Origin of the sequence: Serratia sp. H1w (assembly GCF_000633355.1) — a bacterium.
Lineage (GTDB): Bacteria > Pseudomonadota > Gammaproteobacteria > Enterobacterales > Enterobacteriaceae > Chania.
In genome coordinates, this window is the sequence record NZ_AYMQ01000054.1 from 37,741 (window position 1) to 63,809 (window position 26,069).

Consider the following 26,069-nt stretch of genomic DNA (forward strand, 5'->3'; position numbering starts at 1 on the left):
TTACCGAAAATGAACAACCACACCTGCTGATATCTGGCCCTATAGCGCGCACGCCTGTGCCGTATGGGGATGTTTTGATTTCATTCAGGAGTGCTTATGGCTCATTTTGCGCAGTCCCCTTATTTCGTGTTACATCAATTAATCTGTCAGTTTGCCAATGGCGAAACGCTGTTTGGCCCGCTTAACCTGGCCGTTGAACAGCTGCACTGCGGCTTGGTGGGGCGTAACGGCGTGGGGAAAACCCGCCTGCTACGTCTGATTGCCGGCTTGGATCAACCCGCGTCAGGGCATATTGAGACTCATGCCTCGTGTGCCTATGTGGCGCAGCAGCCGCATATCGCTGAGCAAACTACGTTGGCGGAATTGTTGGGCTACGGCGAGGTTTTTGCTGCCCAGGCTCGCCTTGAGCAGGGCTATCCTCAGCTAAACGACATCGATCGTCTTGAAGGTCAATGGGATCTGGCAGATCGCCTGAGCGCCGCCTTTGTGGCGGCGGGATTGCCCGCTTTTGATCCGCTGCGGCCAGCCAGCGATCTGAGTGGCGGTGAACGGATGCGTGCGGCACTGTGTGGCGCGTTACTGACGGGGGCAGACTTCCTGTTGCTGGATGAACCGACCAACCATCTCGATACCACCGGTCGTGAATGGCTGTATCAGCAACTGGCACAGTGGCATGGCGGTCTGTTGATTGCCAGCCACGATCGGCAACTGCTGGCACGCATGCAGCGGATTGTTGAACTGACCCCCGATGCACTGCGCAGCTATGGCGGCAATTATCATGATTACCACCGTCAGCGTGAGCAAGAGCAACAGGCGGCACGTGCCCAACTGGAGCATGCCGCGCTGGAAAGACGCCGCGTCCGTGCCCGCCAGCAAAGAGAGCATGATAACTATCAGCGCCATTCCGCCCGTACGCTGAGAACCGTCGACTCGCTGAGTATCGCTTCTTTTGAGAAAGTTGCCCTCAAGGGAGCTGCCCGCGACACCATGGGCACCCTGCGTAAACAGCATCAGGGGCAAAAGAACACGCTGAATGAGGCGGTGCGCGAGGCTCGGGAGCGGGTAGAGGAAGATAACCCGGTGATGTTGACCTTACCGGGTAGCACGGTGGCGGCAGGTAAGCAGGTGTTGGTGCTGGAGCGGCTGCAACTGCCGTTTATCTCCTTGCCGCCGCTCGATTGGCGGATGGATGGTCCGATGCGTGTTGCCATCACCGGCCCGAACGGTTGTGGTAAATCTACGTTGCTGAAGGTGATCCTGGGGCAACTGGCGGCGGCCGCGGGTCATTGCTATTGCTCGGTATCGCTGGCCTATCTCGATCAAAACCTTACCCAGCTCGACCTGACGTGCTCGGTGGTCGAACATCTGGGTTTACAGGATACCCCGCTGGCCGAAGGAGCGTTACGTAGCCAACTGGCTCAGTTGCAACTGAATGCTGAGCGGGTACAACTGCCCTTGGCGGCATTGAGCGGCGGAGAGCGGTTGAAAGCAGCGCTGGCCTGCGTGCTGTGGCGGCGGGAGCCTGCGCAACTCTTGTTGCTCGATGAACCGACCAACCATTTGGATCTGGCCTCTGCGCAGGCGATTGAGGCGGCTTTGGCGGAATTCCCTGGAGCGATGTTGGTGGTATCGCACGATGAGGACTTCTTGCAGGCGCTACGCTTGACCCATCGTTTGGCCTGGACTGCGCAGGGTTGGTGCTTTCAGGCTACCTGAGGGGCGAAGCGGGGGAGTTTTAGGTATACTTAGGGCAATTTTGTTAGGTTTGAGACAATGACTATGACTCCAGTGGCAACAGCAGCCGAGGTAATTTATTACAACGGCACTATCTTCACCGCCGATGCGGAAAGCCGTGTTTGTAGCGCGTTGGCGATAGGGCAGGGATACATTCTTGCGGTAGGGACTGATGAGCAGGTGCTTGCGCTGGCAACACCCACCACCGAACGCATCGACTTGCACGGCAAAATGATGATGCCGGGCCTGATCGATAGCCATATGCACCCGTTCTGGGGCGGCAAACAGCTCAAGGGCTGTAGCTTGCACTATGCGGCGCTGACGGCCGAGCAGACCTTGCAGCACATTCAGAACCATCTGGATAAATATCCGGCTGGCGATGACGAATGGTTGACGGTACGTGCCTGGCAGCGTCAGGCAATGATCCCAGTCGGCGCGGACATGAGCCGTGCACTGTTGGACTCTCTCAACACACGCCGCCCGGTGGCACTGTTCGCTAATGACTGCCACACGCTCGCGGCCAACAGCCGTGCGCTGGAGATGCTGGGTATTGATGAAAATACGCCTGTGCCGCCAGATGGCAAAATCGCTCGCGATGCCAATGGTCAACTGACCGGCATCCTGGAAGATGCTCCGGCGATGCGTGCCTTCGACAGCATTCCTTCCGGCACGGCAGAACAGAACGTGCAGGTGGCGGCTCATGTGCAACAGGTGTTGCATGAGCAGGGCGTCACCACGGTGATGGATACCCGCGTGTTTGCGGAACAGCTTGAAGCTTTCGCGGTATTGCGCGGTCGCGGTGAGCTGACACTGCGCGTCTTGGGTGCCAAAGAAGTGACCCCAGATAGCGTGCAGGGGCCGGAAGATGCTGCCCGTGCGGTACAGGAAATCGTCGCCTTTGCCGAACAGTGGAGCAAGCAAGAGTGGACGCCGCAGGCCGGGATCTCGGTTGGCCATCTCAAGCTGTTTGTGGATGGCGTTTTGCAGCCACCGACCATGACGGCGGCGCTGTTAGAGCCTTACCGCGAGCATCATGGCGAGGCCAAGGGTGAGCGCTATGGCGATCTCTACTTCACCACGCCGGTGCTGAACGCACTGATTGTCGAGTGTGGCCGCGCTGGCCTGCACCCGCATACCCATACGGTAGGTGACGGGGCGATTGAGCAGGTGCTGGATGCGGTTGAACTGATGCGTGCGGCCTGCCCTGGCAAGGATATCCGCCCAGGGTTGGCACATAACGAACTGGTTGCGCCGCACCAATATGCGCGTTTTGCTTCATTGGAGGCTACCGCGGTGCTGTCGTTCCAGTGGGCCGGTTTACCGGGCGTGCTGATCGATGAAGAGCGCGAGATGTTGGGTGAGGCACGCTTCCCGCATCTGGAGCCTGCGGCCCGCTTCCTGGATGCCGGTGCGCGCCTGGCCTATGGCAGCGACTGGCCGATCGATCGCCTGGATGAGTGGTATAACCTACAGGTCGGTATGACTCGCCGCGCCTGGGATAGCGAAGGCAATCCTGCCGGTCCACGTCTGGACAACGATCGCGATCTGACCCTGATCGAAACGCTGCGCGCAGCCACCATCGATGCGGCCTATATGATTGCCAAAGAGCAGTACATTGGCTCGCTGGAAGTGGGGAAATTTGCCGACGCGATTGTCCTGCACCATAATCTGTTTGAGCAACCGGCAGAGAAACTGTACCAAACCCGTATCGAGCGTACTTTGGTCGGCGGGAAGATTAGCTACCAGTCCTGATCAGGATCCCAAAGTAGGGGCGCAGCATGCTGCGCCCGTTTTTTACCGCTTTACTGATTAAAGAAACAATAAAGCAACGGGTTGCGATCCAGTTTTTTACCTATCGCCACCTAGTTGCTTGAAAGCCGATTGTTAGCTTCCCCGGCAGCCTTTCTTGTGCCAGAATCCGTCCCCTTGTTTTTGTCCGCAGCGAATAAAATAGCCTATTGGGATTGGCCCTAAATAGCGCTGAGCTGTGCCAGGAGATGATACGGTAATGCCGCAAAATATTCGGTTGCAACGAGTTCTTAAAACCCCCGCCCTGGTCGCGTTTGGCCTTGCCTATATGGTGCCACTGGGCGTATTTACCACCTACGGTCAGGTTACCGTGTTAAGCAAGGGCCACTTGCCCATCGCTTATCTGGTTACCATCGTGACCATCCTGTTTACCGCCCTGAGCTATTGCCGGATGACCAACGCCATGCCGCTGGCAGGTTCGGCCTATTCGTACGTACAGCGCAGCTTTGGGGGGAAAACCGGTTTCCTGGTAGGTTGGGCGCAGATCCTCGATTATCTGTTCCTGCCGATGCTTAACTATCTGGTTTTAGGTATCTTCTTGCACGAGGCATTCCCGTCGATCCCTGCTTACGTGTTTATTCTTGGTTCCATCGCCAGCGTCAGCGCGCTGAATATTCTCGGGGTGCGCCTGCTGAGCTCGGTGAACTTCACGCTGATCGCCTTGCAGATGGTATTTATCGTACTGTTTATCGTCTTGGCGTTCAGCGAGGCCGATCTTAGCCCGGCATCAATGATGAAACCGCTGCTGGTGGATGCCGGTGACTTTTCTGGCTTGATCGCCGGGGCTGCGGTGCTATGTCTGGCCTTCCTGGGTTTTGACGCCATTGCAACCATGGCCGAAGAGGCCGCTGACGCCAAGCGCACGCTGCCGCGCGCGATCCTGATCACCGTGATCTGTGCCGGTGCCATCTTTGTTGCCGTCTCCTACGCGGCGCATCTGGCCTATCCCGATTGGCAAGCGCTGATCCCGCATCAGGACACAGCCAGCCTGATTATCTCCGAGCACGTGGGCGGCAAGTGGATGTACAACTTCTTTATGGCCACTTACCTCACCGGGGTATATGCCTCTTCCATGTCGGCACAAACTGGCGTCTCACGTATCTTCTACGCCATGGGGCGTGAGGGCGTGCTGCCGCGCAAAGTGTTCTTCCACCTCCATCCGCGTTTCCGCACCCCGTGGCGCGCGATTGTGTTTGTCGCCATCATCTCTCTGCTGGCGTTGTGGATGGATTTGAGCATGGTGGTATCGATGATCAGCTTTGGCGCACTGGGGGCGTTCACCTTCGTTAACCTCAGCGTGATCAAACATTTCCTGATTAACCAGAAACGCCGTGGGCTGAACGCGATGTTCAAATACGGTCTGCTGCCGCTGATTGGTTTTGGCATGTCGGTGTGGCTGTGGTTCAACCTGGATCCTGAAGCGCTGAAGGTGGGCTTTGCCTGGATGTTTGTCGGCTTTATTTATCTGCTGTGGCTGACCAAGGGGATGCGTCAGGATCCACCGGCCACCCAGGATGATATTTCTCATCTGCTGGATTGATGAGTTCGCAGCCCCCTCACCCCAACCCTCTCCCCAAAAAGGAGAGGGTTGGGGTGAGGGGGCTGGGGTCAAGCACGGAAGTCAATTTGTGGCCCCCTCACCCTAACCCTCTCCCTGTGGGAGAGGGTTAGGGTGAGGGGGCCACAATACATTCCAACAACACATTAAACGCCGCTGCCATCTGCTCCTCGGGCACGCAGGCAAAGCCCATCAATAGCCCGCGCCGCGCGTTGGGCAGCATGTAGTAACGCGATAACGCCCGCACCAACACCCCACGTTCATTGGCCGCAGCGGCGATGGCGACATCATCGGCATCATCCGGCAGGTTGAGCACCAGGTGCAGCCCGGCGTTGCTGTTGAACTCGCTTAATGCCTGCTTACCCAGATGCTGTTCAATTAATGCGGTGAGGAACCCGCGGCGTTTGGCATACAGCAACCGCATGCGCCGAATGTGCGCCGTATAGTGACCTTCCTGAATAAACTGCGCCAGCGCGGCCTGAATGATCAGATGGCCACCACGATAAAGCTCGGCGTGAGCCGTTTTCAACTCGTCCACCAGTGGCTTGGGCAACACCACATAGCCCAACCGCAGGGCCGGGTAGAGCGTTTTGCTGAAGGTGCCGATGTAGATCACTGGCGCATCGGCTTCTAGCCCCTGCAAGGCGGGGATCGGCTGGCCAGAGAAGCGGAATTCACTGTCATAATCATCCTCCACAATCCAACCGCCAGCGGCACGGGCCAAGGCCAACAGCCGTTGCCGCCGTGCCAGGCTCATTACCGATCCCAACGGGTATTGGTGTGAGGGAGTGACAAAAATCAGCCGTGGCAATGCCGCCGGTTGCTCTGGTGGCACCATCCCGGCTTCATCTACCGCCCATGGGCAGATATTGACGTCGTTCATGCGCAGGATATTGCGGATCCCCCAATAACCGGGCTCCTCGATCCAGGCGTCATCGCCCGGATTGCACAACATACGGGTGACCAGATCGATCGCCTGATGAATGCCTTCGGTAATCAGGATCTGTTCCGGCGAGCAACGTACCGAGCGCGATACCCGCAGGTAGTCCACCAACGCATGCCGCAACTCTGGGCTACCGCCCTGATTGCTGTAGGTTAAACGTTGCGAGGTCGGGCGGCGGCTGATACGAGCCTGGAGTTTGCTGAAGATATGATGCGGGAAAGCATTCACGTCGGGAACGCCGGGGATAAAGGCTCCCCACTGTTTGGGACTGGCGCTGGCGTGTTGCAGTAGCGTGGTACCACGTTGCGACAGCTCGGCCCGCCGCGGTTCGCCGTTGCCGCTTATCGGCTGGCTGGTGGTGGACAAGCAGCTATCGGGTACCGTTTCTGCGACGAAGGTTCCACTTCCCTGGCGTGAAAACACATATCCTTCCGCCAGCAATTGTTCATAAACGGTTAAAACCGTATTACGTGAGAGACCCAACTCATGCGCCAGATCGCGTGATGCCAACAGGCGGCTGGAAGGGGGGAGGCTGCCGTCCAGAATACTGGTACGAATGGCATTGTATAACCGCTTGTGCAGTTTATCATCGGGCTGCTCGCCGAGGCGTTGCAGCAGCAGGTCACCACTTAATGAGCGCAATTGGATCCCTCAATTAATCGTAACTGGCACTCGATTATAGGGCCACATCAGGTGTAAATACACGTAATGTTTCACGTTTGTGAACAAAACCGACAACTGGTCCCGCCCGGAGAGAACAGCATGAAAAACGCAGAACTGAATCAACGTCGTCTGGCCGCTACCCCAAGAGGGATTGGCGTGATGTGTGGTTTTTACGCCGAACGTGCAGAGAATGCCACCTTGTGGGATGTGGAAGGCAATGAGGTGATCGACTTCGCCTCGGGCATTGCTGTGCTCAATACCGGCCATCGCCATCCCAAAGTGATCGCCGCGATAGAGAAACAGCTTCAGGCGTTTACCCATACGGCTTACCAGATTGTCCCCTATGAAAGCTATATCTCGCTGGCAGAACGCATCAACCAGCGTGCGCCGATCGAAGGTGACTGTAAAACCGCCTTCTTCACCACTGGCGCAGAAGCGGTAGAGAACGCGGTGAAGATTGCCCGCGCTTATACCGGGCGCCCAGGTTTGATCACCTTCGGCGGCGGTTTCCATGGCCGTACTTACATGACCATGGCGTTGACCGGTAAAGTGGCCCCTTACAAGCTGGGCTTTGGCCCGTTCCCTGGTTCGGTGTACCACGGCCAATATCCGAATGCGCTGTATGGCGTCAGCACCGAAGATGCCATGAACAGCCTGGAGCGCATCTTTAAGGCCGATATCGATCCCAAGCAGGTTGCCGCGATAGTGCTGGAGCCGGTACAGGGTGAAGGGGGCTTTAACGTTGCCCCAGCAGAGTTCATGCAGGCGCTGCGTTCGCTGTGCGACCAACATGGCATCCTGCTGATTGCCGATGAAGTACAGACCGGCTTTGCCCGAACCGGCAAGCTGTTTGCAATGGATCACTATACGGTGAAGCCGGACCTGATCACCATGGCGAAAAGCCTGGCCGGTGGCATGCCGTTGTCTGCCGTGGCGGGCCGTGCTGAAGTGATGGATGCTCCGGCTCCTGGTGGCCTTGGTGGTACTTACGCCGGTAACCCATTAGCCGTTGCCGCCGCGCTGGCGGTACTGGATGTGATTGAAGAAGAACAACTGTGCCAGCGCTCACAGCGTTTGGGGCAACATTTGGTGGAAGTGTTGCAACAGGCACGCAGCCACTGCCCGGCGATTGTCGATATTCGCGCGCTGGGTTCCATGGTAGCAGTAGAGTTTAACGACCCGGCAACTGGCAAACCGTCGTCGGAGTTTACCCGTCAGGTACAGCAAAAAGCCCAGGAAGAAGGACTGTTGTTGCTCAGTTGTGGGGTGAACGGTAACGTGATCCGTTTCCTGTACCCGCTGACCATTCCTGATGCCCAGTTTAACCAGGCGCTGGCAATCCTTTCCCGCGCGTTGGCCCAATAAGGAGCAATACCCATGAAACTGCAAAACCCCGATCTGCTGCGTAGCCAATGCCTGATTAACGGTGAGTGGTGCGATGCCCGTAGCGGTAAACGTGAGGCCGTGATCAATCCGGCCAACGGTGTTGAGCTGACAACGGTGCCTTTGGTTAGTGCAGAAGAGACCCAGCAGGCGATTAACGCTGCGCAGCAAGCACAAATCGGCTGGAAGCAACAAACCGCCAAGCAACGTTCCGTGTTGTTACTTGCCTGGGCCGATAAGATCATGGCGGCCCAGGAAGATCTGGCGCAGTTGATGACCGCCGAGCAGGGTAAATCGCTGGCGGAAGCGCGTGGCGAAGTAGCCTACGCCGCCTCGTTTATTACCTGGTTTGCCGAAGAGGCCAAACGTGTCGATGGTGCCGTGTTACAGGCACCGCAGGCTTCACAGCGCCTGGTAGTGGTGAAGCAGCCGATCGGTGTCTGTGCGGCGATCACGCCATGGAACTTCCCGGCGGCGATGATCACCCGTAAGGCCGCTCCCGCGCTGGCTGCAGGTTGCACCATGATCGTCAAACCGGCAGAGCAGACGCCACTGACGGCATTGGCTCTGGCCAAACTGGCGCAGGATGCCGGTATTCCCGCTGGTGTACTGCAAGTAGTGACCGGCGAGGCGGCACAGGTCGGTAAAGTGCTGTGCGACAGCCCGGTAGTACGCAAGCTGAGCTTTACCGGATCGACCGAAGTTGGGCGGATCCTGATGGCCCAATGTGCGCCAACCATTAAGAAGCTTTCGCTGGAACTGGGCGGTAACGCGCCGGTGATCGTGTTTGACGATGCCAATCTGGACGCGGCTGTTGCCGGGATCATGGCCTCCAAATTCCGCAACAGCGGCCAGACTTGCGTTTGTGCCAACCGCATCTACGTGCAGGACGGTATCTACGATCGCCTGGTTGATAAGCTGGTGGCCGCCGTTGAACAGTTGAAGGTCGGTGATGGCACCCAGGAAGGGACCACTCAGGGGCCGCTGATCGATGAGGCCGCGATAGAGAAGGTACAGAGCCACATTGATGATGCGCTGATTAAAGGGGCGCAAATCGCCACCGGTGGGCAACCGCATGCGCTGGGCCGTACCTTCTTCCAACCGACGGTGGTTACCGGGGTGACTCAACAAATGCGCTTTGCCAAAGAAGAGACCTTCGGCCCGGTCGCACCGCTGTTCCGTTTCCATGACGAAGCGGAAGCCATCGCGATGGCCAACGATACCGAGTTTGGCCTGGCAGCCTATCTGTTTACCCAAAATGCGGCGCGTCAGTGGCGGGTGCCAGAAGCGTTGGAATACGGCATGGTGGGCATCAATACCGGTTTGATCTCCAACGAGGTGGCGCCTTTCGGCGGTATCAAACAGTCGGGACTGGGGCGTGAAGGGTCGCGCTATGGGATCGAAGAGTATCTGGAAATGAAATATCTGTGCATTGATGTGAGCTATTAACCCTCAAGACCTGAACGCTCTCCGGCGGCCTGTGCTGGCGGGGAGCGTTTCCTCCGAGCAAGAAGTGATGTTTCTCACCGTTGAGAACGGCGGCGTCGTGGCCGCCGGTTTTTTTAACCGCGCATTTTCTCTGGTAATGCCAACCATGCCTGCACCGAAGGGCGTTGCCACTGTTTTTGTGCATAGTGGCGAATATTCTCCGGCACCGGATCGCCGTGCATGACCAGCCGGTTAAGCATCAAGGCCAGATCGGTATCGGCGATGCACCACTCCTGGAACAGATGATCCTGACCGTGGCTCAGCAACTTTTCCACCGCAGTCAGCAGCTTTTTGGCTGCCCGTTGGGCGTCTGCACTCAGTGGGGCAAATTTACCGGCACTAAAAATCACCTCCGTTGGGCGTTCGGCCCGCAGCGGCAACAGATCGCTACGTAGCCAAGCCTGGATCTCACGGGCTTTGGCGCGTTGTTTAATATCACGCGGATAGAGCGGATGAGCGGGGTGAAGCTCTTCCAAATATTCCTCAATGGCCGAGGACTCGGAAAGCTGGAAGCCTCCTATCACCAATGTCGGTACTCGGAGCGTTAACGATAAGCTGCCGTAAGCCTGACTTTGCTGTTCCCCCAGTGAGAGATCCACCGGCTTGATGGTAAACGGCATGCCTTTCTCTGTGAGTGCAACGAAGGCTGACATGGCATACGGGCTGAAAAAGTCGGCGTCAGTGTAGAGAATGGTCGCTGGTGAGGTCATACGGATCCTTGAGTATGAGAAGGGTATTGCCAATCATTGGCGAGCAACACAATAAAATCAAGGCGATGGCCGATGATTAATCGTAATTGCGTATTAGGCACAGTGATGATGGCTGGCAATCAGGAGTCGCTGACCAGGATTATCCCCAACCGATCGATTAACCCAACGATCTGTTGGCTATCCAACTGTACGCCCTCCAGATCTACCTGGCAGATATTCATGTCCCCCAACTCTGCGCCGGTCAGATTACAGTGGTTGAAGGTGGCGGCCCGCCAGTCAAACTGATGGAACTCCCCGCCGGACAGATCGGAGCCAATAAAGCTGGCACCCAGCACGTTAGCGCCACTCCAGCGGTTCTCCCACAGTTCACATTTCTCCAATACTACCTTGGAGAAGTTGCTGTAGCTCAGATTGCTTTTGATGATGAAGGCGCTGCAAAAATAGCTGCGTTGCGAAATCATGTTCATAAAGCTGGCACCCCGAAAATCAGCCCCCTGTGCTTTGCATTCGCGGATTTCCAGGCCGAGGGCCTGGGTATTTCTGAAATCGGCCAGCGACAGATCGCAACTTTTAAAGCTGGCGTCCTTCAATGTCGCCCGGCTGAAGTTGCAGCCAAGCTGGGTTTCTTCATCGTAGAAAACGCAGCCGATAAACTGGCTATCGGTGAGGTCGGTGCCGGAGAAATCACAGTTGAGGAACTTGCCGTTGGTGATGGTTTCACCACGGAATTGATCGCGCGCGATCCTGGTAGATTGCAGCAGTAAGGGTTGCATATTTTTACCTGTTTTTTTATACAGCTTATCGCGATAGTACCGGAGCAGGGGGGAGAATGGAATGACAAATGTGGGGTTTTGCCGAGCGGATCGATAAACACTTTGTTGCCATTGTGTTGATTTGATTGGCAAGAAAACCTTGCAGAATAAGAGTTAATCAACCATCATTTGAAACGACGTTTCACTTCCTTTCTGCAGGCCAACCTTGAACCTAAACGGGCTACTGCGCCAACGCGTTGTCAAGACGCATTGGTATGCCAAGCGAAAAAGCTATCGCGTGCTTTTTTGGCGTGAGGTCACGCCACTGGCGGTACCGATCTTTCTAGAGAACACCTGCGTGTTGCTGATGGGGGTGCTCAGCACTTTCCTGGTAAGCTGGCTCGGCAAAGAGTCGATGGCCGGTGTCGGTCTGGCTGACAGCTTCAATATGGTCATCATGGCCTTTTTCGCGGCGGTGGATCTGGGGACAACGGTCGTGGTGGCCTTTAGCCTTGGCACCCGCGATCGCAAGCGGGCGCGGGCGGCGGCCCGCCAGTCGCTGGTGTTAATGACCGTGTTGGCATTGGGGCTGGCGATCGGCATCCATCTGGCCGGGGAGCAGATCATTAATGTGATCGCCGGCGAAGCCACGCCTGAGGTAAAAGCGCTGGCGCTCTCTTATCTGCAAACTACCGTCTGGAGCTACCCGGCAGCCGCAATCGCCCTGATTGGTAGCGGTGCGCTGCGTGGGGCTGGCAATACCAAGATCCCTCTGCTGATCAACGGTGGCATGAATATCCTCAATATCATCATCAGCAGCATACTGATTTATGGTGCTTTGGGCTGGGGTGGGCTGGGTTTTGTCGGTGCAGGCCTGGGGCTGACCATTGCCCGCTATATTGGTGCGATCGCTATTATTGCTGTGCTGGCGGTGGGCTTTAATCCGGCGCTGCGTATTACGCTCAAAAGCTATTTTACGCCGCTCAACGGCAGCATCCTGCGTGAGGTGTTAGGGATTGGTATCCCAGCCAGCATCGAATCGGTGCTGTTCAACGCCGGTAAACTGCTGACACAGATGTTCGTGGCTGGCATGGGCACCAACGTCATCGCCGGGAACTTTATCGCTTTCTCTATTGCGGCATTGATTAACCTGCCAGGCAATGCTTTGGGCTCTGCATCGACCATTATTGTCGGCAGGCGTCTGGGGAAAGGGCAGATTGCCCAGGCTGAGCGGCAGATGAAGCATATCTTCTGGCTGGCAACGATTGGCCTGACGGCGATTGCCTGGGGAACCGCTCCCTTTGCCGGGCTGTTTGCCTCGTTTTATACCCAGGAAGACGACGTTAAAGAAGTCATCAAAATCCTGATTTGGCTTAACGCCGCGTTTATGCCGATCTGGGCCGCGTCCTGGGTGTTACCTGCCGGGTTGAAGGGCGCACGCGATGTTCGTTTTGCCATGTGGGTGACGATGCTGGGCATGTGGGGCTGCCGGGTCGTCGCCGGTTATTTCCTGGGCATCGTGCTGGGTATGGGCGTGGTGGGTGTCTGGATGGGGATGTTTATGGACTGGGCCGTACGTGGCGTCTTCTTCTACTGGCGTATGGTCAGCGGGCGCTGGCTCTGGAAGTATCCACGGCTCAGAAAAAACCAGCCTGAGTCAATCACAGAACAGCCGCCAAGCTAACGGTATTTTATCAGCCTGAGCCGGGCCTACTGTATCAATCCATTGTCGGCGGTTATGTTTTGGTGTAAGACTGATGCCACGATAAATGAGCTAAAGGCTGCACCATGGACGGATTGTTGTTTATCGCGGGTCTGGCGTTGTTGTTGTGTCTGGTGGTATTACCCATTGCGGTGGTGATATCGCTCGGCCGTGGCAATCGCAACCAGCGAGAGATTGCACAACTCACACTCACCATCACCCAGTTGCAAAAACAGGTGGATGACCTGCGGTTCGTTGAAACCGGGAGATCGCGGCCGACGCCGACGCCTGAGCCCGTGGTGCAACCAGTGGTGGCGAAGCAAACGCATGACTTTGCGGCACATGCGGCACAACAGTCTGCCGTTAAACCCGTTGCTGACATCGCTGTACCTCCATCGGTTACAGTTCCCTTGCAGCCTGCCGTACCAGCAGCCACCCTCCCTCGGCCACCGGTGGCCAAGCCTGTTATTGATAAACCAAAAGAACCGAAAAACGACCTGCTCAGCGGGCTGGTTAGCTGGTTTATGCAAGGCAACCCACTGGCGAAGCTGGGGGTGTTGTTACTGTTCTTCGGCTTGGCCTACCTGATGAAATACACCGTCGAACGCGACATGTTGCCTATTGAGTTCAGGCTAATGGGTGCGGCAGTGGCGAGTGGGGTTTTGCTGTGGTTTGGCTGGCGGCTGCGTGTTAAGCAGACGATGTATGCCCTGATCCTGCAAGGGGGAGCGGTCGGCGCGCTCTATATCACCGTGTTTGGTGCCTTCCGGCTTTATCAGCTGTTGCCACATATGTTGGCATTTGGCCTGATGCTGGTGATCTGCGCCGCCAGCGTGGGGCTGGCCGTATTGCAACGTGCCCTCAGCCTGGCGATGCTTGCCAGCATTGGCGGCTATCTTTCACCGCTGCTGCTTTCTACCGGTGGTGGCAGTTATATCGCTCTGTTCTCCTATTACCTGCTGCTTTCGCTGGGCATTCTGGCGATCAGCGTCTGGCAGCCGTGGCGGCCACTTAACCTGTTGGGTTTTGTCTTTTCCTTTGGCGTTGCCGGGCTATGGGGGGTAAACAACTACCTACCGGAATACTACCTGGGTTGCCAGCTGTTCCTGATTGCCAACATCGTGATTTTTGGTGTGCTCTGTCTGGCCCTGACGTTACGTGCGCAACTGCCTGGTGAGAAGATCATCGATGGTGCGCTCCTGTTTGGCCCACCGTTAATCGGTTTTGGTATGCAGTATCTGATCACCCGCCAGTGGGAATTTGGCCCAGCGTTTTCGGCGCTGGGTTTCGGTTTGGCTTACCTGTTACTTGCCTGGGCTGCCTTGAAGCGTTACCCCTCTCTGGGCCGCATGTTGGCGGTTTCCGGCTTGGCACTGGGCGGAGTGTTCACTACGTTGGCGATCCCTCTGGCGCTGTCCGCAGAGTGGACCTCAATGGCCTGGGCGCTGGAAGGGCTGGGCATTCTTTGGCTTGGTCGTCAGCAACAACAAATCCGCATGAGCCTCAGCGGTTCTGGCTTGCTGGTACTAGCCTTGGCTTCCGCCTTGGTAGCCCTTGGCGCGGGCATGACGACGCTTTCCTTCACCTTGGTGTTTGCCGTGTTGGCATTAACCTGGCTTGCGGCAGCATTCCTCTGGCGCGAAATCGTGGCCGATGCTGCATTCCGGCAGGTTGTCAGCCGTGGCCTGCTGGCTGGCGGGATCCTGCTCTGGTTGGTCTGCCTACTTGGTTTTGCCGGCAGATTGCCGCTTCGCGATGGCCAAGGGGCCTTCCTGGCACTGGCCTTGTTGACGCTATCCGTCGTGCTGTGGCGTTGGGTGGCACAACGGCTGGCCTGGCTCGAACTGCGTTATAGCATTTGGCTGCTATGGCCGGGCATGCTGGCCTTGCTGTTATTCCAACTGGCCGATATGGGTTCTTTATGGTACTTCGGTTGGCCGAACCTGGTCTGGTTGCTGGCCTTGCCTGTGGCGTACTGGCTGCTCAAGCGCGAAGCGAGCTCCCTGCCGTTACTGCGCTTGCAGCAAGGATTACACCTCTCGCTGTTCTGGATGGTGGTGTTTGCGCTGGGTTATGAAGTCTTCTGGCGCACGATGCGCTTGCCGTGGGGCATGGATGAGTGGCGACTGGGCCTGCAAATGGGCTTCCTCTCCCTGATCATTTTGGCTACGCATGGCGCGCTGCGTAAAGGATACTGGCCGTTCGCCGAGCATCGTCAGCTGTATGGTGCGATTGCCATGGCCCCATTGGCCGTGTTGGCTCTGTTGCTGTTGCTGGTAGGCAACGTGTTTGATGGTGTCAGCATCGGCTGGCGTTATTTGCCGCTGTTGAACCCGTTGGAAGAGGGCGCTGGTTTTGCACTGTTGGCCCTGGTGACTCTGGGGCTGTTTGCCCGGCGGGAATACCCGCAATTTGCCGCATTACTGAAACAGGCGTTACCGTTATTTACCCTTGCCGTCCTGTTCTGGTGGGGCAACGGGTTAATCCTCCGGGCGCTGTCTTATTACGCCGATATTGCCTGGCGGGCCGATACGCTCTGGGGTTCACGTCTGGTGCAGACGACCTTCGCTTTACTGTGGATGCTGATAGCACTGATCGTCATGGTGTGGTCAACCCGCCGTGGACAGCGTGAGGTGTGGTTTGGCGGCGCGGCATTGCTAGGTATCGTCATTGTTAAGCTGATACTGGTTGATAGCGCCAGAGGTGGCGGGCTGGCTCGGGCCATCTCGTTTATCGGCGTGGCGATACTGGTGTTGATCGTGGGATATTTTTCCCCATTGCCACCCAAAGCGGTGCGCGGTAAGGAGCCAACTGTGGCAAGCGAACGAGGGAATGTATGAAAGTAAAACTGAATAACTGGTTGCTGCTGGGCTCGCTTTGTCTGGCCGGCGCGGTCAATGCGGAATCGATGGCAGAGAAACCGCAAGATTTTGCCTACGGTATGACGTTAGCCACTGAAGTCAACGAACCGTTTTTCCGTATTGAACTACCTGAGGCGGTGTATACCGAGAGCGTTTGGCCGGATATGCGCGATGTGCGGGTGTTCAACAATCAAGGGCAGGCCGTACCTTTTGCGCTGACCGCGAATGTCACTACCCAGGAGAATAGCCAGACTTTCCCTCTGCGCATGTTCCCGATGAATGGCAAAAAGGTCACCAATCAGGAGCAGCAGGTCATTTCGTTAAAATCCGCTGGTGGTGTCGAAGTGACCTTGCCGGTAGATAGCGACAAGCCAATGGGTAAAACCTATCTGCTGGAAATCCCGCAGCATGAGGGCAACTATCCCCGCCTGACCCAGTTGAAACTAGTTTGGGACCGGCTGCCGGATAATTGGCAGACCCGCGTTAGCCTGTTCCATAGCAGCGATCTAAAAGACTGGTCGACTAGCGCCGAGGATGTACCTTTGATGGATCTGGCCTCCGGCAGCGATCGGGTGTTGTTGGATACCATCGATGTTGACGATTATTCCAAGCCTCGTTATCTACTGTTGGTATTCAACGATGCCAAAACGGCCCCTGATCTGAAACTCCAGTCTGCGCAGGGGATGGTGTCTTCCCGATACACCCAGCAGCAGAGGATCGGTCTGACCTTCAAGCAAAAAGCTATTTCACCCAGCGAAGCTGAATATAGCTGGCCGAATCCTCAGCCCTTGAACAATATCAGCATTCGCCCAACGCAGGAGAATACGGTATTACCACTGGAAATCGATTACCGCAGCGCGGCGAATGATACCTGGCACCCGCTGACCAAGCAGGTGGTGTTCTCGGTGAATGGGCGTAACGCTGAACCCATCCCACTGAATGGCTTGTTGGTTCAAGGTATCCGCTTGAAAGGTATCAACCAGCAATGGGGCGATTCGCTGCCAGAAGTCTCGGCACAGCGTGATAGCCAAACCTTGATATTCAACGCCCAGGGAAGCTCGCCATTCCTGCTGACGTGGGGCAATAAAGCGGCACAGCCTCAGGCGATCCCTTTGGATAGTCTGATCCCGGCCGAATTGCGTAAAACGGTGGATGCCGATGCGTTGCCAGAAGCCGGGTTGCAATCCCAGGTCACGCTGGGTGGCACCGAACGCTTGAGCGCGGTAGATGCCGCAGAAGAGGCCAGCATGTGGAAGAAGGGCCTGCTTTGGCTCCTGCTGGTGCTGGGGGCGGGCGGCTTGGTGCTATTGGCGTTGAAGCTGTGGAAAGAGGTGCAGCAGAAGCCGCAATAAGCTGAGTGATTGCTGGTTGGTGAGATGAAAGACAAGGGGTGACGCGGTTTGCGTTGCCCCTTGGTGATTTATATAACCGCCCGTGCCTTTACTGCGACGCCAGCTTGTTTTTGACTATCTGGCCGTCTTTCATAATGACCGTCAGGTTTTTACCAGGATCGGCCAGTAGGCCGATATCAGCGATCGGATCGCCGTTAACCAGCAATAAATCGGCTAAGGCACCGACTTCGACCACACCCAGTTTTCCTGGATAGGGATTGCGCCGATCTGAGAGTGCCAACAGTTGTGCATTATCTGCGGTTGCCATTTTGAGCACTTCGGCTGGGGTGTACCAGCGTGTCATGGTCGAAAGCTGTGAGCCTTGTCGGGCAGCCAGATTGGCATCAAATAGAATGTCGGTACCGAAGGCAACTTTCACGCCGTATTTTTTCGCCAGACGATAGGCATTATCCGTTCCGGCAAACACCTGTGCTGCTCTGGCCTGGCCGGCCGCATCGGGTAGCTGGTTGGCATTTTCGTCAGCCAAAAAGGGTTGCAGACTCCACCATGTTCCGCTTTCTGCCATCAATTTTGCCGTGGCATCATCGGCCAGTTGGCCATGTTCAATCACTTTTGCCCCGGCCTTGATGGCATTGCGAATGGCCTCTGGGGTATACGCATGAACTGTTACATAGGTGCCCCAATTCGCAGCGGCCTCGACTGCGGCATGAATTTCATCCACGCTGAGCTGCACCGTATCTAACGGGCCATAGGGGGAAGAAACTCCACCGCCTCCAGTCAGTTTGATCTGGCTGGCCCCTTGCAATAACTGTTCTCTGGTGCGCTTGCGAACCTCATCGGGTGAATCCGCTATCGCAGATATGCCAACGCGCTCCGGATAGCTCAATTGATCAGGAGTTGAGGGTATCTCTGAAAGCATACGAAAATCACCATGACCACCCGTTTGCGAAATCATTGCCCCCGATGGCCAGATGCGTGGCCCTTTGATGACGCCATTATCAATCGCGAGTTTTAAGCCGAACGCCGGTCCCCCCAAATCACGCACGCTGGTAAATCCACGCAGCAGCGTTGACTCTGCCTCAGCACCGGCCAGCAAAGTAATAAACGTTAACGGGGCCAGTGATGCCTGGGCCATGGTAGGTCGAACCATAAAGGTGTGCCAGTGAGCATCGATAAGGCCTGGCATCAGTGTTTGACCATTGCCAGCGATATGTACTGCATCGGCCGTTGCAGTGATCGGTTGGGAAGAGATTTGCGTAATTTTATTGCCTTCAACAGCCACATTCATCTTGGCCGTCAAGGTGGTACCGTCAAAGATCCGTACATCCTCAAAGATGGTCATTGACGATTGAGCATTGGATAATGAAGGTAAGAGACCTGCGATACAGGCGATCCAGAATGTTTTTTTGAGTGCATTTGCCATCGGTATTACCCTCTCGCGTCTCTGAGTCCGCAAATGTTTGATAGGTTTTCTTCCTTTCTATCGCTAAAAAGATGGGAAGATCTTAGCCTCAGTAGAGTGTAGAAGGTTTCTAAAATTGGTGTTCACATCGCCAGCGCGATCCTTCAAAATCATGAGTTGTTGGCAGCCAGATCTTGCGCAATTAAACCAATCAATTTCCTTACACGTAACGGCAAAACACGTGCTTGCGGATAGACGCTCAAAATGATGAGGTAATAATGCATTTATTATCTGCACGATTGTCCCTTGATCATTAGAATGTAGGTATATCGCAAAGCACGGTATGCAATACTATTCTTACGGTACTTGATGATCTGGTTATGTGCTATTTTTCCTCATAATGCACGGTGCATATTAAACCCAGTCAGTTGGAAACCACACTTTTCGTACAAACTCCTGGCTGATGGATTGTTCGGGGCCACTCTTAACCCAATTTCGTTTACACCCAACCTTGCCAGTACCACCTCCATTTCAGCAAGGGCAGCGCGACCAATGCCTCTCTCGCGCCATTCCGGTTTTACCCAAAAGTCTGAAATCCAGGCGGATTTTTTTGATATTTCCACCCATAAATATCCGAGTGCTGTATTTTCTTCATTCGAAGAGATAATGGAGAATAATTTACTTTGAGGTTGGTTTATCCCTTGAGAGAAAACTACATCTATCGCTTCGGAGGCCCTTTTTTTTGCTTCTTCGATTAAGTAGTTTCGTGAGGCAGTCAAATCTGTGGCATATTCATCAATGAAAATCAGTCGGTATGACTTAAACTCATCATCTGTCATATCTCTTAGTGCTACCATGCCCGTTCCTCATGTACTGATGTTTTTTAAAAATTATAAACACCCTATCAGTATTTAATCGGAATTCAACATGTATTCCTGTTTTCCTCAATTATTTATTTTCAGTATATCAGAAGGTAATGGTTGGCATCGTCGCCTGATAATTTTAAAGCTTTTGGCCTGATGGATTACTCGGAGGAAGCATGCCCCCCACACGGTGAGCTGGTTGCTATTGCTTATGGCTTGGAAGGAAACTGTAGAAAGAAAACGCATCGCCATTTTGTGGCCATTTACATCAAGCAAACAAAAAAGCCACTTCGCAAGAAGTGGCTTAATCGTATGATTTTAAATCTAAAATTTGGTGGCCCCTACTGGACTTGAACCAGTGACCAAGCGATTATGAGTGTCAAATTAATGACTTACCTATGATTACCTTTCGTTATTTTTCATGTATTTAGCTTAACGCTTGACACTGTATAAATACCCATTGATACTCGTAAATACCGCTCTGAGGTATCCCATAAGTATCCCAGAGCGACCAAGCGATTTTTTGGGGATACCGTATTGTGAAGCCGTTCAAGTTTACCAAAGCCAGCATTATAGCCCTGGAGCCAGATCCTGCTGGTGGTCGTCTGGAGTTCCGGGATGCCGTTGTGAATGGCCTGATACTGCGTGTAGGCGCTTCAGGTGTGAAGAGCTTCTGCATCTCCCGCAAACGCAACGGGAAATTCATCCGGGCCACGCTGGGGCGTTTCCCCGATCTCAGCATCGAGAACGCCAGGGCGAAAGCCTTAGACCTGCTGGGGGATGTAGCGACCACTGGCAAGAATCCAAATGATGTACGCCGCATACACGCAATGAGCCTAGTAACCCTGACAGAGGCTCTGGAAACCTACATTGATAATCGGGCTCACCGGCTGAAACCTGTCACTGCAAAGCAGTACCGCTCCATCTTGGGTAACTTCTCCGGTGACTGGTTGAACCAGCCGATGGCGAATATCAGCCGGGATCGTGTTGAAGCTCGCCATAAGGCGGTAACCGAAGGGGCTGTTTGGTTTGGTCGCGATAAGTCACTGCTCCGCGCCGGGGTAGGAACGGGAAGCAAAGCTCAGGCTGATTTGTGGGCGCGCGCACTCCGGGCTGTTTATCGGTTTGCTTATGACCATTACCGAGATGAGGAAGGAAAAACGCTATTACCTGATCCGCCGACAATGGTTCTAAGCACAAAACGACAATGGCACGGTACCACCAGAAAGACCGAGCGGATCAGGACAAATGATCTTGGCCGGTGGTTGAAAGCTGTTGAACAAGTAAGGCAGGAATCCGCCGCCGTCAGGGATGATGTTTCAGTGTCGATATGTGATGCCCTGGATATGGCCTTATTTACCGGCCTACGCCGTGCTGAGGTATTCGGCTTGGAATGGGATAGGGTGAATATCGGTGGTCGCTATTTCTGGATTGATACCACTAAGAACGGTGATCCGCTAGAGCTGCCGATCACTGATACCCTGCTGGCAATATTCCGCCGCCGCCTAAGATTGAAAAATGATGCGCAAACCATCGTATTTAATGGCAGAAAAGGCATTGTTAAAGAGCCTCGTCGGGTCATAGCCCGTATTGTGGCCGCTACAGTGCCGGATGCTAACCCAGATGGATTGATACCCATCGAGTTCAAGTGTCACGACGCCAGGCGCACATATGGCACAGTGGCTGAATTGGCCGGGGTTGGCTCCTACATTCTCAAGCGCTTAATGAATCACCGCACTGTACGCAGTGCAGACGTGACCCAGGGGTATCTGCATTTCGGTGCTGATGAGCTACAGGAACCAGCCAGGAAGGTAGAGCGGGCTATTCTGGAGAATGCGGGGCTGGTGGAGAAAGTTGACGGTATGAATGCTCGTTTATTGGCTGCATTGGCGAATATGAGTGATGAAGATAAACGGCGCTTATTATTTGATATCGCAAGTAAAGAATTGGTGGTAAATAATGGAAAGTGATAAGTCACTAGATGATTTTATTAATGAGATAAATTACGAGTCCAATAAAATTTCGCATGTCAGTTTTTTTGATGTGTTTAATATTCATGATTTTAGCGATAAATCTATAGATTATAAATATAAAATGGCCAAGGAGGTTGCTGAAAACTTCAAACGTGATGAGTATGGAGATCTTTACACTGGTGCTTTTATTCTTGAGATTTTAGGGTTTAAAGAGCTTTCATTTAACATTAGAAAGTTTATTGATTCAAACCTCGGCATTCTAGAACATAAAGATATCCTATCCGCGCTGGCAAAGAATGAGGTTATTTCTGAGTCTCAAAGAGAGAGAGCATCTAAGCCAAGAAATAAATATTATGATGAAGTGATGTCTGTGATTTTAGATACATGGAAAAAACATCCCGGAGCCAGCCAGACTAGATTACATCAGGCACTGGTAATTCACTATGATGGTAAAGTCAGCCCCAACTCATTATTGAAGTGGGTTAAGTCATCAGGAGCGAAACCACCTAAGCCAAAGAAATATACTGACTTTAAATTAGTTCTCCCCCAGTAGCTGGGTACTGGATGTGTTACACCCGGTTATAGGAAGTCATTACCCGGATATCATGTTCAGTTATCCGGGTAATGGTCTGAAATACTCCAACTTTTAGCCCCATATTTATCCCCGTTGATAACCAACATTACACGGTGATACTTATGAAACTAATTGAACCAACAGAAATTAAACTTACCCGCAAAGAAGCTGCCGCCGAATTAGGCGTTAGCCCTCAAACCCTTGCTAATTGGGCCAGTTCTGGTCGCGTGTCGATCCCGTTCTATAAAGTGGGGAAAAAGAAGGTTATTTACCACAAGTCAGATCTAGACGCTTACCTGGCATCAGTTCGTCAAACTCAAACGGTGTGAGGTGAGGTATGCCACATAAAACAAAAGCGGCCTTGCAGGGCCGCCAGTGTCAACGCATAAAACTTAAGCCAAGCCAGATTATCACATTGATCGATCAGGTCAAGTTAACCCCGCCGTTGGCTGAGTTCGATATCAGACACGCTTTGGCGGTAACCGCGCCATTGGCGCAGTTCAATAAATTAACAGTTCACATTGATCCACTGACACAAACTACCGGAATCCCTGCAGTTACCTTTTACTCAATCAGAGGGAAAGCACCTGTTACCGGAAACTCAGTATCGGCGATTGAGGGTATTCCCCCAGTGGGGGTAAAGGGGTATCCGGCATCGTCGCACACCCCTATCGGTCAGCCCTTTGGTTCTTCTTTTGCCTTCTTGCGCTGCTCGCTCTTAAGCTTGCGCCCGCAGGCATCCAGCACCCATGACGAGAAATTAGCGCCGGGATTTTCTGGCTTCTCACGCTCTACGCTCGCGTCGATCTCCTCAATTAACTCGTGTGGAAAGCGGATTCCCTTTGTTGTTGAGCGGTTGTTCTTAAAGCCTGTTGCCATGCTGTTCCCCTTATATTGGTGTAGGAACACTATACAGGTAAGGAAAGAAAAGAAAAGCATTGACGTGTATATGCACCTAGATATATGGTGTTTGTGCACCTTGGTTTTAAGAATGGTGCAAATAGCGAAGCCCGGCAGTGTTGGAGCACTAACCGGGCTTCTTACCAAACCGTTATACGAGGTAACGATCATGGCTGACATCAAGTCTACCCAAACTCGCCCTAAATTTACATTCCTGTTCCTGGCTATCTATTCCAATGGTGGCAGGCCAACCGTATTACGCACCGATGCAGATACAGAGCAAGAAGCCCGCCTCAAAATTGAGTGCACTGATTTCACTCTGATTTTTGCTGCCAAGATCCGCACTGAAAGCCCGTTGCACTTTCACCGAATAGATCTGGATGCCGACCGCATTGAGTTCATGCACCAGCGCTACCAAACCTCTACGGAGGTGAGTCATGTTTAAAATCATCGTCACCACCACGAACCACCGCACCGGCAAAACCACGGTAGAAACCTGCCGCCGCCGCTATAAAACCTATCGCGGTGCCGAGAAAGCCGCTCAGGGTATGCGCTGGGTATGTAGGCCGGATGGCGTAACCGCCACCGAGGAAGTTTCCGCCGAGGTCGTGGAGGTGCGTCATGGCTAAAAAAATAGCTATATCGATTAGTGATGAGCTGCGCCGTGCTGAGGTTCTTCTTGCTGCTTCCGTGGAATTACACGACGGGCCAGATGATGAGCGTGAAATATCTTTCGAACTGCTGGATAAAGTCCTGTTCCGCCTGCGTGAGATTAAAGAAGCATATGAGGGAGGGAGTACCCATGCGTAAAGATGCTTATTGGCTGGTCAATGACGGCCGCACCGTGCCTTTAGAAGAAGCTGCAGAGCTTGAGCAAATAGCTGCAGGTGTTCATGACAGCATTATCGAGGGGATTTCCGCCGTGGGTAATCTCATGTTCTGGGCTGCTGAAAGTGAAAATTACGACGTTGAGCAGGCGAAAATAGACATGTTCAAGTTGGGCGACATGCTGAAAAGCATTGCCCGGATTGCCGCAGGTGCCAAAGGCGCAGAGGGAACCCTCTCTTACCGGTTACGGGAGAAACAGCAATGATCAGCCCACTGAAATACAACGAACTGGTAAAGCGTGTAGAAGCGCTTGAGCTGGCTTTGGCCTCCTTGCAGCGTAAAGACACCCTGCCGGAAGGCATGGCCCCACTAACCACGCTGGCGGCTGAAATGGGCCTATCCACCAGCAAGGCGGAAGAGTTGGCGCGTAACTGTGGAGTGATGATCGTTCGCCAGGGTAACGGTCACATTGTGCATGAAGCGAAATTCCGTGAAGCGGCGCTGATCGTTATCAAAGGGGCCAAGCGCAAATACGGCAGTAAATACTGGTTCCACCCGCTGATCGGCAAATTCATCATGACTGTGAGGCCAAAGGTATGAGCAAGGCACAGAAGGTTAACACCAGCCAATGGCCGAATGAGCTGTTTTCCTGCGTCTACCGTTGGGTTAACGGTCGTCCTATAGAGAAAGCGGTAGCGGCAAAGGCCATACTGCAAACAACAACGGGAACGCCACTCAATGATCTGGCTGTGCGGCTGAGTGCGTTTGCGATCGGGAATGTCACTCCTGAATGGCTGACTGATAACGGGTTTTCCTCCAACTTAGCCCCCGAACCTGCCAGGGAGAAACGCGAAGCGGTGGTGCTGGAGTTTATCAGCCGTAAAGAGCTGGTGGCCGTGCTGGCCGACGCTGATCGGATTAATAGCCTGTTCAACGCCGCCCCGCCAGCGGTCGAACAAGCAGCAACCCCGGCCCTTAACCAGATGGGGGCCAGCCAGCGCGGTGATGTGCTTCTGGCTCGCTACAGTGGCGCACTGGCAATCAATGGTGACTCAGACACCGTTCATCATTATGACGGGGTGATCTGGAAGCCTATTGCCGATAAAGAGCTGCAACGGGCAATGGCGGCGATCTACCGAGAGGCAGAGATCTCTTACTCACAGCCAGGTATCAAATCCGCCGTGGATACCATGAAACTGAGCCTACCCCGGATGGGGGCCACGGAACGGCACTTGATCGGGTTCACCAATGGCGTGTTTGACACCAAGGCCGGTGAGTTCAGACCGCACCGCCGAGAAGACTGGTTGCTGATCGCCAGCGGTGTCGAATTCAGCCAGGCGCACGAAGGGGAAACGCTGGCCACCCATGCGCCGAACTTCTGGAAGTGGTTAACCCGCTCTACAGGGGGTAATACCCGCAAAGCCGATCGGGTACTGGCGGCGCTGTATATGGTGATGGCCAACCGGTATGACTGGCAGCTATTCCTTGAGGTCACCGGGCCGGGCGGCAGTGGTAAAAGCGTATTTGCCGAGGTTTGCACCATGCTAGCCGGCAAGGGTAATACAGTGGCCGCCAGCATGTCTTCACTGGAGAACCCCAAGGAACGGGAGCTGATTGTCGGTGCGTCGCTGATCGTGCTCTCTGATATGGCTAGGTATGCCGGTGACGGCTCAGGGATCAAAGCCATTACGGGCGGTGACAAGGTGGCCGTAGACCCGAAATACAAAGCGCCGTACTCGATGCGGATCCCTGCTGTCGTGCTGGCGGTGAACAACAACTCAATGACCTTTAGCGACCGCAGCGGGGGCATATCAAGGCGGCGGGTGATTTTTAACTTTGCTGATGTGGTGCCGGATGGGGAACGCGATATTCACCTACCTGAAAAGATTGAAGCAGAGCTGGCGGTTATCATCCGGCACCTGTTAACCCGCTTTGCCAAGCAACAGGAGGCCAAAGGGCTTTTACTGGAACAGCGGCAATCTGAGGAGGCATTAGCCATCAAGCGTGAGGGTGATTCGCTGGTGGACTTTTGCGGCTACCTGATGGCTATGGTGGAGTGTGAAGGGATGTTCATAGGTAATGCAGAGGTCATCCCCTTTGCCCCGCGCCGTTATCTGTACCACGCCTACATGGCCTACATGTCAGCACATGGCCTGGGTAAGCCAGTATCATTAACGCGGTTCGGTAAGGATATGCCGGGATCGATGGCTGAGTATGGTAAGGAGTACAAGAAGGCCGAATCTAAGAAGAAGGCAACCCGTGGACGTATCCAGTCCAACATCACGTTGCTGGATGAGGCCGACGAGTGGCTACCTGCCGCCACGGGAGGCGGGGACACTATGGGTAACGAGTCAGGAATATAGTTTTTTCTTCAATAAAGTGTCTGAACTGTCCGCCTTTATAATAAAAATGTAATAAATACATATAATTAAATAGGGCGGACAGTGGACGGACAGTTGGTATTAAGTGTCTGAACCGTCCGCCCTTAGGCGGGTAGTTTGGGCGGGTAGTGGCGGACAGTTTTGTACCAACTGTCTGACTGCTTAACTTTATGATTTATATTGATAAAATGGC

The 26,069-nt window shown here is 54.2% G+C and carries 24 protein-coding genes; 18 read left to right on the forward strand and 6 right to left on the reverse strand.

Annotation, left to right across the window (positions count from 1 at the left end; all coding sequences use genetic code 11):
• The first annotated feature begins 96 nt into the window (after positions 1 to 96).
• From U869_RS0111880 to U869_RS0111895, 3 genes are all read left to right on the forward strand, one after another.
• Positions 97 to 1,716 carry an ABC-F family ATP-binding cassette domain-containing protein gene (locus U869_RS0111880; protein ID WP_025120008.1) on the forward strand — a complete coding sequence of 540 codons (1,620 nt, stop codon included), beginning with the start codon at positions 97 to 99 and terminating at the stop codon, positions 1,714 to 1,716.
• Between the two features lie 63 nt (positions 1,717 to 1,779).
• Positions 1,780 to 3,486 (forward strand): amidohydrolase, encoded by a 1,707-nt coding sequence (locus U869_RS0111885; protein ID WP_025120007.1) that lies wholly within the window; start codon positions 1,780 to 1,782, stop codon positions 3,484 to 3,486.
• Between the two features lie 256 nt (positions 3,487 to 3,742).
• Entirely contained in the window at positions 3,743 to 5,083 is a 1,341-nt protein-coding gene (locus tag U869_RS0111895) for an APC family permease (RefSeq protein ID WP_025120006.1), read from the forward strand.
• Between the two features lie 127 nt (positions 5,084 to 5,210).
• Here the strand turns inward: U869_RS0111895 and U869_RS0111900 are convergent, their stop codons facing one another.
• On the reverse strand, positions 5,211 to 6,686 hold the full coding sequence (locus U869_RS0111900; protein WP_025120005.1) for a PLP-dependent aminotransferase family protein: 1,476 nt from the start codon (positions 6,684 to 6,686) through the stop codon (positions 5,211 to 5,213).
• 120 nt (positions 6,687 to 6,806) lie between these two features.
• On the opposite strand from U869_RS0111900, the gene U869_RS0111905 reads away from it, so the two are divergent.
• Together U869_RS0111905 and U869_RS0111910 are read left to right on the forward strand one after the other, a co-directional pair.
• Positions 6,807 to 8,072 (forward strand): 4-aminobutyrate--2-oxoglutarate transaminase, encoded by a 1,266-nt coding sequence (locus U869_RS0111905; RefSeq protein ID WP_025120004.1) that lies wholly within the window; start codon positions 6,807 to 6,809, stop codon positions 8,070 to 8,072.
• A gap of 12 nt (positions 8,073 to 8,084) precedes the next feature.
• Positions 8,085 to 9,539 (forward strand): NAD-dependent succinate-semialdehyde dehydrogenase, encoded by a 1,455-nt coding sequence (locus U869_RS0111910; RefSeq protein WP_025120003.1) that lies wholly within the window; start codon positions 8,085 to 8,087, stop codon positions 9,537 to 9,539.
• Positions 9,540 to 9,652: 113 nt separating this feature from the next.
• On the opposite strand, the gene yfcF is transcribed toward U869_RS0111910, so the two are convergent.
• Positions 9,653 to 10,288, reverse strand: a complete 636-nt coding sequence (yfcF, locus tag U869_RS0111915; RefSeq protein WP_025120002.1) for a glutathione transferase — start codon at positions 10,286 to 10,288, stop codon at positions 9,653 to 9,655.
• A 119-nt stretch (positions 10,289 to 10,407) separates the two neighbouring features.
• Positions 10,408 to 11,061: a Qnr family pentapeptide repeat protein gene (locus tag U869_RS0111920; protein ID WP_025120001.1), complete on the reverse strand. Its 654-nt coding sequence runs from the start codon at positions 11,059 to 11,061 to the stop codon at positions 10,408 to 10,410.
• A gap of 205 nt (positions 11,062 to 11,266) precedes the next feature.
• Between U869_RS0111920 and U869_RS0111925 the strand changes: the two genes are divergently transcribed.
• From U869_RS0111925 to U869_RS0111935, 3 genes are all read left to right on the forward strand, one after another.
• On the forward strand, positions 11,267 to 12,724 hold the full coding sequence (locus U869_RS0111925) for an EmmdR/YeeO family multidrug/toxin efflux MATE transporter (protein WP_025120000.1): 1,458 nt from the start codon (positions 11,267 to 11,269) through the stop codon (positions 12,722 to 12,724).
• Positions 12,725 to 12,828: 104 nt separating this feature from the next.
• Positions 12,829 to 15,582, forward strand: coding sequence for a DUF2339 domain-containing protein (locus tag U869_RS0111930; protein WP_025119999.1), 2,754 nt, complete (start codon positions 12,829 to 12,831; stop codon positions 15,580 to 15,582).
• Positions 15,579 to 16,955 carry a DUF3999 family protein gene (locus U869_RS0111935; RefSeq protein WP_025119998.1) on the forward strand — a complete coding sequence of 459 codons (1,377 nt, stop codon included), beginning with the start codon at positions 15,579 to 15,581 and terminating at the stop codon, positions 16,953 to 16,955. Before U869_RS0111930 ends, U869_RS0111935 begins: the two co-directional genes overlap by 4 nt.
• A gap of 88 nt (positions 16,956 to 17,043) precedes the next feature.
• Here U869_RS0111935 and U869_RS0111940 read toward each other — a convergent pair whose 3' ends face one another.
• Complete coding sequence (locus tag U869_RS0111940) at positions 17,044 to 18,378, reverse strand: amidohydrolase family protein (protein ID WP_025119997.1); 1,335 nt, start codon at positions 18,376 to 18,378, stop codon at positions 17,044 to 17,046.
• 374 nt (positions 18,379 to 18,752) lie between these two features.
• Positions 18,753 to 19,214 (reverse strand): GNAT family N-acetyltransferase, encoded by a 462-nt coding sequence (locus tag U869_RS0111945; protein WP_025119996.1) that lies wholly within the window; start codon positions 19,212 to 19,214, stop codon positions 18,753 to 18,755.
• A 123-nt stretch (positions 19,215 to 19,337) separates the two neighbouring features.
• On the opposite strand from U869_RS0111945, the gene U869_RS32195 reads away from it, so the two are divergent.
• From U869_RS32195 to U869_RS0111960, 4 genes are all read left to right on the forward strand, one after another.
• Positions 19,338 to 19,574, forward strand: a complete 237-nt coding sequence (locus U869_RS32195; protein WP_157834731.1) for a hypothetical protein — start codon at positions 19,338 to 19,340, stop codon at positions 19,572 to 19,574.
• Between the two features lie 185 nt (positions 19,575 to 19,759).
• Positions 19,760 to 21,190 carry an integrase family protein gene (locus tag U869_RS0111950; RefSeq protein ID WP_025119995.1) on the forward strand — a complete coding sequence of 477 codons (1,431 nt, stop codon included), beginning with the start codon at positions 19,760 to 19,762 and terminating at the stop codon, positions 21,188 to 21,190.
• Positions 21,180 to 21,746: a hypothetical protein gene (locus U869_RS32540; protein ID WP_025119994.1), complete on the forward strand. Its 567-nt coding sequence runs from the start codon at positions 21,180 to 21,182 to the stop codon at positions 21,744 to 21,746. Before U869_RS0111950 ends, U869_RS32540 begins: the two co-directional genes overlap by 11 nt.
• A 143-nt stretch (positions 21,747 to 21,889) precedes the next feature.
• Complete coding sequence (locus tag U869_RS0111960) at positions 21,890 to 22,096, forward strand: helix-turn-helix domain-containing protein (RefSeq protein WP_025119993.1); 207 nt, start codon at positions 21,890 to 21,892, stop codon at positions 22,094 to 22,096.
• A 346-nt stretch (positions 22,097 to 22,442) separates the two neighbouring features.
• Here the strand turns inward: U869_RS0111960 and U869_RS32545 are convergent, their stop codons facing one another.
• Positions 22,443 to 22,646: a YlcI/YnfO family protein gene (locus tag U869_RS32545; RefSeq protein WP_025119992.1), complete on the reverse strand. Its 204-nt coding sequence runs from the start codon at positions 22,644 to 22,646 to the stop codon at positions 22,443 to 22,445.
• A 190-nt stretch (positions 22,647 to 22,836) separates the two neighbouring features.
• Between U869_RS32545 and U869_RS32390 the strand changes: the two genes are divergently transcribed.
• The 6 genes from U869_RS32390 to U869_RS0111990 are packed head-to-tail and all read left to right on the forward strand — an operon-like array spanning position 22,837 to position 25,858.
• Positions 22,837 to 23,112, forward strand: a complete 276-nt coding sequence (locus U869_RS32390) for a host cell division inhibitor Icd-like protein (RefSeq protein WP_025119991.1) — start codon at positions 22,837 to 22,839, stop codon at positions 23,110 to 23,112.
• Entirely contained in the window at positions 23,105 to 23,296 is a 192-nt protein-coding gene (locus tag U869_RS29390) for a hypothetical protein (protein ID WP_051588643.1), read from the forward strand. Before U869_RS32390 ends, U869_RS29390 begins: the two co-directional genes overlap by 8 nt.
• On the forward strand, positions 23,289 to 23,477 hold the full coding sequence (locus U869_RS30025; RefSeq protein WP_051588642.1) for a hypothetical protein: 189 nt from the start codon (positions 23,289 to 23,291) through the stop codon (positions 23,475 to 23,477). The genes U869_RS29390 and U869_RS30025 overlap by 8 nt, the downstream gene beginning before the upstream one ends.
• Complete coding sequence (locus U869_RS0111980) at positions 23,470 to 23,760, forward strand: hypothetical protein (RefSeq protein WP_025119990.1); 291 nt, start codon at positions 23,470 to 23,472, stop codon at positions 23,758 to 23,760. The genes U869_RS30025 and U869_RS0111980 overlap by 8 nt, the downstream gene beginning before the upstream one ends.
• Positions 23,757 to 24,095, forward strand: a complete 339-nt coding sequence (locus U869_RS0111985; RefSeq protein ID WP_025119989.1) for a hypothetical protein — start codon at positions 23,757 to 23,759, stop codon at positions 24,093 to 24,095. Before U869_RS0111980 ends, U869_RS0111985 begins: the two co-directional genes overlap by 4 nt.
• The gene (locus U869_RS0111990) at positions 24,092 to 25,858 is read left to right on the forward strand and encodes a DUF5906 domain-containing protein (RefSeq protein ID WP_025119988.1); all 1,767 of its coding nucleotides are present in this window, start codon (positions 24,092 to 24,094) and stop codon (positions 25,856 to 25,858) included. Before U869_RS0111985 ends, U869_RS0111990 begins: the two co-directional genes overlap by 4 nt.
• Positions 25,859 to 26,069: the final 211 nt, after the last annotated feature.